We start from the raw sequence: 7,871 nt of genomic DNA, 5'->3' as shown, positions 1-7,871 counted from the left end.
GCCGCATCATGTCGACGACACCCGCCGCCCCAACCGCCACCATCCCCCCCGCAGGCCGTCCGGATGTCGAAGACATCCACCCGGTCACGCCCCTGCAACAGGGCATGCTGCATCATGTGCTCCGGGAACCGGGGGCTGCGATGTATCTGCAGCAATACGCCGCCCTGGTCACGGGGCCGTTCGATCCGGCGCTCTATGCCGGCGGCTGGCAGGAAGCGGTCGATCGCCATGCCGCCCTGCGCGCCTCTTTCCACTGGCAGGGTTTCGACCGGGCGCTTCAGGTGGTGCGCCGCAAGGCGGTGCTGCCGGTCACCATCGCCGACTGGTCCGGCGAGGCCGACCCGCTCGCCCGGCTCGATGCCTTCCTGGCCGAGGATCGGGCGCGCGGCTTCGCCCTGGACCGGGCCCCCCTCATCCGCCTCACCATTGCGCGCCTGGGGGCCGGAACCCATGCGGTGGTGACGACGCTGCATCACGTCGTCGCCGACGGCTGGTCGCTCGGCCTCGCCTTCGGCGATGTCGCGCGGGTCTATGCGGGCGGCGGTACGGCGCCCGCCCTGCCGCCCGCCCCGCCGCTCAGGCACTATGTCGACTGGCTGGCCGGCCGCGACACCGCCGCCGCGCGCGATTTCTGGGCGCGCACGCTCGACGGTGCAGCCCCCGCCCGCCTGCCGTTCGACCGCGGCCCGGCCGCCGCCGATGCCGGGCCCCAGGATCACGGCCTGGTGGAACGGGTGCTGCCGCGCGACCAGACCGCCGCCATCCAGGCTGCCGCGCGCCGGATCGGCATCACCGAGGCCAGCCTGTTCCAGGCCGCCTGGGGCCTGCTGCTCGCCCGCCACGACGCCCAGCCCCGGGCGCTCTTCGCCACGACATCGACCAGCCGGCCGGCAGAGATTCCGGGTGTCGAACAGATCTTCGGCCCCCTGCTCGCCATTCTGCCGGTGGCGGTCACGATCGACGACGAGGCGACGGCGGCGGACTGGCTGCGCCGGGTCCAGGCGCTGCTGGTAGAGGCCCGCCAGCACGACCATCTGCCGCTGACCGGGATCCGCGCCGCCGCCGGCATCGCCCCGGGCATCGAGCTGCTGACGTCGATGACGGTGTGGGAGAACATGCCGCTCGCCTCCCTGGACCCCTTCGCCACCCGCGGCATCCGCTTCACCGAACGGGCGACCTTCGAGAAGACCAGCTATCCGCTGATGCTGGCCGGCTTCCCCGGCGCGGAAATCCGGCTGCGCCTTGCCCACGACCCGCGCCGGATCACCGGCGCCGAGGCCGGCCTGCTGCTCGACCGGCTGGTCGGGTTGATCCGGGCGCTCACCGCCGATCCCGACCGCCGGATGGCCGCGATCGGGCTTGAGACCGACGGCGCCGCGGTCGTCGACGGCGGGCCGGCGCTGCTGCGGGCAGAGGATGACCTCTTCGACGAGCTGGCCCGCGGCCTCGGCGCAAGGGGGGCCGCTCCGGCGCTGATCGGGGCCGACGGCACCGTCGCCGCGGCGGATCTGCTGGCCGACGCCGCGGCCTGGGATGCCGCCATGGCCGAGGCCGGGCTGAAAGCCGGCGACATCCTGGCGCTGGCCCTGCCGCCCGGCCGGGCGCTGGCCGGCGCCCTGCTCGGTGCCCTGCGCCGGGGGGTGGTCGCCGCCCCGCTCGACCCGGCCCGACCGACGGCGTCGATCGCAGAGCTTGCCCGGGGCGCCGGCATCCGGGTGCTGGCCGGCACCGGGGATGTGCCGGGCCTCGCCCGGCTCGATCCCGCGACCGTCCTGGCCGGCCGGCCGGCATTCGCCGCCCGCGCCGCGGCTCCGGCGCGCCTGGCGGCCCGCGCCCCCGCCGTGCTGATCCACACCTCGGGTTCGACCGGCCGGCCCAAGGGCGTGCTGCTTGCCCGCGACGCGCTGCTCAACCGGCTGCGCTGGGCGATGGACAGCCTGCCCGCGGCGGCCGGCGACCTTGCCTGCCTGAAGACCTCCCCCGCCTTCGTCGATGCACTGGCCGAACTGCTCCACCCGCTGGCGGCCGGTTTCCCCGCCCTGGTCCCGGCGCCCGCGGTCGCGCGCGATCCGGCGGCCCTGCTGGCGGAAATCCGCCGGCAGGGCGTCACCCGCCTGGTGCTCACACCCTCGGTGGCCGCCGTCATGCTCGCCGCCGATCCGGCGCCGGAGACATCCTGGCCGCTCCGGGTTCTACATCTCAGCGGCGAAGCATTGTCCCGATCACTCGTCCAACAACTGTATAGCCGCCTCGCTCCCGACGCCCTGCTGCTCAATCTCTACGGATCGAGCGAGGTGACCGCCGATGTGACCGCAACCCGCCTGTCCCGCGGCGATGACGGGCCGGTGCCGATCGGCCGGCCGCTGCCCGGCGCCCGGCTGGCGGTGCTGGATCCGGCCGGCCGGCCGGTGCCGGTGGGGGCTGTGGGGGAGCTGCACGTCCGGGGCACGGTGCTCGCCCTCGGCTATCATGGCGATGCCGACCGCACCGCCCACGCCTTCCAGCCCGCGGATGACGGCCCCCGCCACGCCACCGGTGATCTGGTGGCACTGGACGGCCAGGGCCGGCTGATCCATCGCGGCCGCCGTGACGGCCAGATCAAGATCCGCGGCATGCGGATCGAACCGGGCGAGATCGAGTCCCGGCTGCGTGACCATCCCGAGGTGCAGGACGCCGTGGCGGCGGCGATCGATTGCGGCGGCACCGACCTGCCCGACCGCCGGCTGATCGCCCATGTCACGACCGGTGGCGGGCCGGCCGGCGATCCGGAACTTGCCGTTGCCCGCTGGCGCACGGTCTATGACGGCGAATATGCCGGCATCGCCCGCGACGGCGCCGACCCGCTGGCCGATTACCGCATCTGGCGCAACAGCCATGACGGCAGCCCGATCCCGGCGGATCAGATGGCCGAATGGGTGGAGACGACCGTTGCCCGCATCCGGGCGCTGGCACCGCGCCGGGTGCTGGAAATCGGCTGCGGCCAGGGCTTCCTGCTGGCCCGCATCGCCCCCGGCACCGAGGCCTTTCTCGGCACCGACATCTCGGCCGCAGCCCTCGACACCATCCGCGGGCTTCAGGCCCGCCGGCCGGATCTCGGCCATGTCCGCCTGGCGCTCTGCGAGGCGACGGCCGTGCTGCCGGCGGCGCTGGTGCCCCCGGGCGGTTTCGATCTGGTGGTGGTGAATTCGGTGGTGCAGTACCTGCCGGATATCGGCCATCTGGCGCGCATGCTCGCCGCCCTGAAACCGGTCCTGGCGCCGGATGGCCGGGTGTTTCTGGGCGATCTGCGCAATCTGGCCGCCAATCCGGCGCTCAGGACCGACATTCTGTTCCGCACCGCGCCCGATGCCCTCGACCGGGCGGCGATCCGCGACCGGATCGGGGCGGCGCTTGCGGCCGAAACCGAACTCGTGCTGCATCCGTCGGCGGTGGCGCGGCTTGCGGCCGGCATCCTGCCCGGGGCGGCGGTGCAGACCATGCCCCGGCGGGGTTTCGCCGACAATGAACTCACCGCCTGCCGTTTCGACGCGCTGATCCGGCAGGGCGTCACCGCCACGGCGGCGCTGCCCGCCGCCATTCCCTGGGTCGGGCCGGATGCCCTGGCCGCAGCCCTGGCGGCCGGACCGGAGATGCTGGCGGTGACCGGCATTCCCCATCGCCGCCTCTTCCGGCCGCATCTGGCCGCGCAGCTGCTGGATCAGGCGGCGGATGCCGGCGACTGGCGGCGCCGGGTCGCAGCGGCGGATGCCGATCCCGCCGGCTGTGGTGCGGATCCCGAACAACTGTACGATCTGGCCGACCGGGCGGGATATACGCTCGATCTCCAGCTCGATGCCGATGGCCTCGGCTTCCGGGCGGTGTTCCGGCGGGGGCCGGCCGGGCCGCCGGTCGTCTGGCCGGCGGGGGAAGACGCCCGTCCGCTCGATGATCTGGTCAGCCATCCCGAACGCCTGGCTGCGGCGGAACGGCTGACCCTTGCGCTCCGCAGCCATCTGGAGGCGGTGTTGCCGCCGGCCATGGTGCCGGATCTGGTGCTGCTGCACGACGACTGGCCGCGCACCCCCACGGGCAAGATCGACCGTCAGGCGCTGGACGGTGCCGCCCGCAGCGCGATCCGCCGCCGCGGCGGGGCCGGCACGCCGCCCGCCACCGCCACCGAACGCCGGCTGGCCGGCATCTGGTCGGGGCTGCTCAAGACCGCCGGCGTTGCGCGGGAGGATGATTTCCTGGCGCTGGGCGGCAATTCCCTGCTCGCCACCCAGCTGGCCTTCAGCGTCGGCCGGGCCTTCGGCATCGATTTCCCGCTGAAGACCGCCTATGCAAGCCCGGTTCTGGCCGACCAGGCCGCCCTGATCGACCGCCTGGCGGCCGGCCACGGCGGCGATGTCGCAGCCGGTGCCGCTGCCGGTACCGCTGCCGATCCGCGCGACGACCTCTCGCTCGTGGATGACCTCTCGCCCCCGCCGGGGCCGGTTCCGTCCTGGCCGGACGGTCCGGCCGCACTCCTGATGACCGGGGTTCCCGCGCTGGTCGCGGGCTGGATCCTGGCCCGCGCCCTCGATGATCCGGCGGCACGGGTAACGGTGATCGAAGAGGCCGCGGATGATGCGGCCGCCCTGCGCGCCCTCACCGCCCGGCTCGGGGCCTGGGGCCTCTGGACCCCCGACCGCGCCCGGCGGCTGACGGTGATCGCGGGCCGCCTCGACCGGCCGGCGCTTGGCCTTGCCCCCGGCAGATGGGCGGCGCTTTCCCGGGAGATCGATGTCGTGCTGCACACCGGCGCGCGCATCCATTTCGCCGAAGACTATGCGCGCCTGCGCACCGCCAATGTCCAGGGCATCCGCGAGGTGCTGGCCTTCGCGGCCGGGGGCCGGGCAAAACCGGTGCATTATCTGGGCAGTTTCGGCATCGTCGACCATACCGCCGCCGATGCGCCCCCCTTCGACGAGGCCGGCGACCCGGGCGGCCCCGACGGGCTCGGCACGGGCTATCTGGCCAGCCGCTGGGCGGCGGACCGCCTGCTCTGCCGGGCAATCGCCCGCGGCTGGCCGGTGATGCTGCACCGCGCCACCACCATTGCCGGCGACCGCCTGCATCATCGGGTCGATGCGGGGGAGATGACCTGGCGGCTGATCCGGGCCATGGCGCTGGTCGATGCCATGCCGGAAACCGGCCGGGTGCTGGATCTGGTCCGTCCCGACGATCTTGCCGACGCCTTCCTGGCGCTGGCCAAGGCCGGCCCGGGCGGCGGCGGCGACGCGCAGGCCGGCCGCATCACCCATCTGTCGGGCGGCGCGCCGCTCGACTGGGATGATGTCGCAGAGGTGCTGCGGGGCCGGGGCTTCGCCCTGCCGCGCATCGCCACCGCCGACTGGACCGGCCGGGTCCGCCGGCTGGCGGCGACCCGGCCGGAGGATGCCGACCTGGCCGCATTGGTGCCGCTGCTGGCCGAAACCGACCACATCGCCCGGCAGCGGCCGGTCGACGCGACCCGCACCCATGCCCGGCTGGCCGCGCTGGGCCTTGGCCTTCCGGCCCTGGACCGGGCCGGCCTCCGCCTGTGCCTCGATGCGCTTGCCGATGCCGGGCTTCTGCCCGCGGCCGGCATCCGTGCCGCCGAATGAGAGACGATCCCATGGCCTGGTTCCGCCATATCCGCCGCCACGCCGCCGCGTCCGCCCGCATGGTGGTTCTCCATCATGCGGGCGGCACGGCGGATCTCTGCCGCCCGACCGGCGATCCGGCCGCCCATTGGACGGCCGGCGTGCCCGACGACGTCGAAATCTGGCCGGTCGAACTGCCCGGCCGGGGCATGCGTTTCGCCGAACCGCCGGCGGACACGATGGCCGGGCTTGCCGCCGACCTCAGCCGCGAGGTGCTGCCGCTGGCCGATCTGCCGCTGGTGGTGATGGGCCACAGCATGGGCACGGTGCTCGCCTTCGAGCTGGCCCGCCGTCTGGAGGCGGCGGGCCGGGGGCCGGTGCTCGCGATCATGAGCGGCCGTCAGGCGCCCCATCTTCCGGCACCGGAGGGCCGCCACCTTCTGCCCCGCGACGGGCTGGTGGCCGAGATGCGCCGCCTGGGCGGCACCCCGCCCGAGGTCTTCGAGCATGCCGAACTGCTCGACTGGGTGCTGCCGGTGCTGCGGGCCGATTACCGGCTGCTCGAAACCCACCGGGTCGACCCCACCCCGCCGCTCGCCTGCCCGATCCTGGCGATCGCGGGGCTGGCGGATGCCGATGCCACCCCGGCCCGCCTGGCCGCGTGGTCCGAGGTCACCACCGGCCCGGTCGACGTGGTGCGGATCCCCGGCGGTCATTTCCAGATCCTGGATCAGGGCCCGGCCATGCAGGCCCCGCTCCGGCAGGCATTCGCGGCCATGGCCGGCAATGCCCGCCTTACATCCCGCCTTACATCATGCCGGGGATCAGCAGCGAGATGATCGGAAAGCCGAGCAGCAGCCCCGTCACCACCGCTTCCAGCACCAGGAAGGGCGCGATGCCGGCGAAGACCTCGCGCAGATCCACCGCATGGCTGCGCGGCACGGCGGCATTGACCATGAAGGCGTTCAACCCCATGGGCGGCGTCACCAGCCCGATCTCCAGCAGTTTCACCACGATCACCGCATACCAGATCAGGTCGTAGCCAAGGCCCGACACGATCGGCAGGGTGATCGGCACCATCAGCAGCAGGATGCCCGACGGGTCGAGGAACATGCCCAGGATCAGGAACAGCACGATGATCGCCGCCATCACCTGCCAGGGCTCCAGCCCGGCATGCTGTGTCCAGCCCACCAGGCCGGAGGTCAGGTCGGACGCCGCAACCAGCGTGATCAGCACCTTGGCGCCGAAGGCCATGACGAAAAGCTGGGCCGATTGCGAGACGGCATCCTCCAGCGCCTCGTACATGTCACGCAGGCGTAGCGCGCCGCGGGCGATGCCGATCAGGGTGGCGGCAATCACGCTCACCGCCGCCGACTGAATGGTGGTGAACAGGCCGGTGAAGATGCCGATCGCGATGATCGCGAACAGCAGGGTCGCCGGCCAGAGGCCGAGGACCGCCCCCAGCATGTCGCGGGCCGACACCCGCGCCATGCGCCCGGGGGCCGCTTCGGGGCGCAGCCGCACCCAGATCTGCACCGTGATCACATAGCCGAGCAGGGTGAGCAGCCCCGGCAGGATGCCCGCCAGCAGCAGCTGCCCCACCGACACCTCGGCCAGGATCGCGAACAGCAGAAAGGGGATCGAGGGCGGAATCATCGAGCCGACCGTGCCGCCCATCGCCACCGTGCCGGCGGCCAGCCGCCGGTCATAGCCGTTGTCGATCATCTCGGGGATCGAGATCCGGCCCATGGCCGCGGCACAGGCGAGGCTGGATCCCGACAGCGCCGAAAAACCGCCGCAGCCGAAGATGCAGGCGACCGCCAGCCCGCCCGGCATCCGCCCGAGCAGCACCCGCATCGACCGGAAGACGTCGGTGGTGATTCCCGCCTTGTGCGCCACGGCACCGAGCAGGATATAGAGCGGGATGGTGCTGAGTTCATAGCTGTGGACGAACTGGAACGGAACGTCGGCCAGAACCGACATCATCGGCCGGAAGGCGGCTTCGGGATCGAAAGCTTCGCCCGGATACCAGCCATAGACGAAAAGCAGCCCGATTGCCGCCCCCAGGATCAGGGCGAAGGCGATCGGCACGCGCAGGCCCACGAAGCCGAGCACGGCGACGAGGGTTGCACCAATGGCATAGGCCGGCGTCATTCGGTTTCCTTCCGCAGGGCTGTCGGACATGCCGTGTGGCGTAAGCGGTCGAACATGTTCGCGACCGTCTGTTCAGGCCCCGGCGGCATCGGCCGGACGCCATGCCCGCCCCGG

General features: G+C 72.9%; 3 protein-coding genes. 2 read left to right on the top strand and 1 reads right to left on the bottom strand.

All coding sequences use genetic code 11. The features are described 5' to 3' along the window. The first annotated feature begins 8 nt into the window (after positions 1-8). Both P7L68_RS03875 and P7L68_RS03870 read left to right on the top strand, forming a co-directional pair. The gene (locus P7L68_RS03875) at positions 9-5,624 is read left to right on the top strand and encodes a condensation domain-containing protein (protein ID WP_371999884.1); all 5,616 of its coding nucleotides are present in this window, start codon (positions 9-11) and stop codon (positions 5,622-5,624) included. Between the two features lie 11 nt (positions 5,625-5,635). Beyond that, positions 5,636-6,442, top strand: a complete 807-nt coding sequence (locus tag P7L68_RS03870) for a thioesterase II family protein (protein ID WP_371999883.1) — start codon at positions 5,636-5,638, stop codon at positions 6,440-6,442. Here the strand turns inward: P7L68_RS03870 and P7L68_RS03865 are convergent. Beyond that, positions 6,411-7,757: a TRAP transporter large permease gene (locus tag P7L68_RS03865; RefSeq protein ID WP_371999881.1), complete on the bottom strand. Its 1,347-nt coding sequence runs from the start codon at positions 7,755-7,757 to the stop codon at positions 6,411-6,413. The genes P7L68_RS03870 and P7L68_RS03865 overlap by 32 nt on opposite strands. Positions 7,758-7,871 lie beyond the last annotated feature (114 nt).

The organism is Tistrella mobilis (assembly GCF_041468085.1).
GTDB lineage: Bacteria > Pseudomonadota > Alphaproteobacteria > Tistrellales > Tistrellaceae > Tistrella > Tistrella mobilis_A.
Note: the sequence above shows the minus strand (reverse complement) of the source record. Positions and strands in the feature narration are given on the sequence as shown.

Excerpts from the sequence above, each read along its gene's own strand:
- P7L68_RS03875 (WP_371999884.1), top strand. The coding sequence starts at position 9 with ATGTCGACGACACCCGCCGCCCCAACCGCCACCATCCCCCCCGCAGGC.
- P7L68_RS03870 (WP_371999883.1), top strand. The coding sequence starts at position 5,636 with ATGGCCTGGTTCCGCCATATCCGCCGCCACGCCGCCGCGTCCGCCCGC.
- P7L68_RS03865 (WP_371999881.1), bottom strand. The coding sequence starts at position 7,757 with ATGACGCCGGCCTATGCCATTGGTGCAACCCTCGTCGCCGTGCTCGGC.